This window comes from Streptomyces thermoalcalitolerans (assembly GCF_039525155.1).
In the GTDB taxonomy this organism is placed as follows: domain Bacteria; phylum Actinomycetota; class Actinomycetes; order Streptomycetales; family Streptomycetaceae; genus Streptomyces; species Streptomyces thermovulgaris.
Genome location: NZ_BAAAHG010000138.1, coordinates 1 through 943, shown reverse-complemented (window position 1 = coordinate 943; position 943 = coordinate 1). Strand labels below are relative to the sequence as shown.

Below are 943 nucleotides of genomic sequence, written 5' to 3'. Positions count from 1 at the left end.
GGCCTCACGGCGCGGCAGCTCGCCGACAAGTACGGTCTGTCCGTCAGCGGTGCCCGTCCTTCCCTGCCGGAGTATGTGCGCCAGTTGTGGCGGCGGCGTCACTTCATCCTGGCCTTCTCCCAGGCGAAGCTGACCGCCCAGTACAGCCAGGCCCGGCTGGGGCAGCTGTGGCAGGTGGCCACCCCGCTGCTGAACGCGGCGGTGTACTACTTCATCTTCGGTGTCATCCTGCGGGCCGGGCGGGGGCTGGAGAAGGACATCTACGTGCCGTTTCTGGTCACCGGGGTGTTCGTGTTCACCTTCACCCAGACCTCGGTGATGTCGGGGGTGCGGGCCATCTCGGGCAATCTGGGGCTGGTGCGGGCGCTGCACTTTCCGCGGGCGTCGCTGCCGATCTCGTTCGCGCTGCAGCAGCTGCAGCAGCTGCTGGTGTCGATGGTGGTGCTGTTCGGGGTGGTGGTGGCCTTCGGCAGCCGTCCGGGACTGTCGTGGCTGCTGATCGTGCCGGCGCTGGCGCTGCAGTTCTTCTTCAACACCGGTCTTGCGCTGATCATGGCGCGGGCGGGGGCGAGGACGCCGGATCTGGCGCAGCTGATGCCGTTTGTGATGCGGACGTGGATGTATGCGTCGGGGGTGATGTTCTCCATCGACGGGATGCTGGCGGGCCGGCCGGAGTGGTTCGTCCGGCTGCTGCAGTACAACCCGGCTGCCGTGTACATGGATCTGATGCGTTTTGCGCTGATCGACGGCTATGGCTCCTCGCATCTGCCGCCGCATGTGTGGGCTGCCGCCCTGGGCTGGGCCGTGGTCTTCTTCGTCGGTGGCTTTGTGTACTTCTGGAAGGCGGAGGAGAGGTACGGCCGTGGCTGAGGCGGACCGCGCACACGACCGGCGAGACGGCCGGCAGGATGACACGCAGCGCGTGCCCACCGTCATCGTCGAC

General features: G+C 67.1%; 1 protein-coding gene. It reads left to right on the top strand.

Features of this window, described 5'->3' with window-relative positions; genetic code table 11:
* Positions 1 to 870 (top strand): ABC transporter permease (locus ABD224_RS29220; RefSeq protein WP_344055338.1); only part of this gene is annotated, 870 nt, incomplete at its 5' end.
* Positions 871 to 943: the final 73 nt, after the last annotated feature.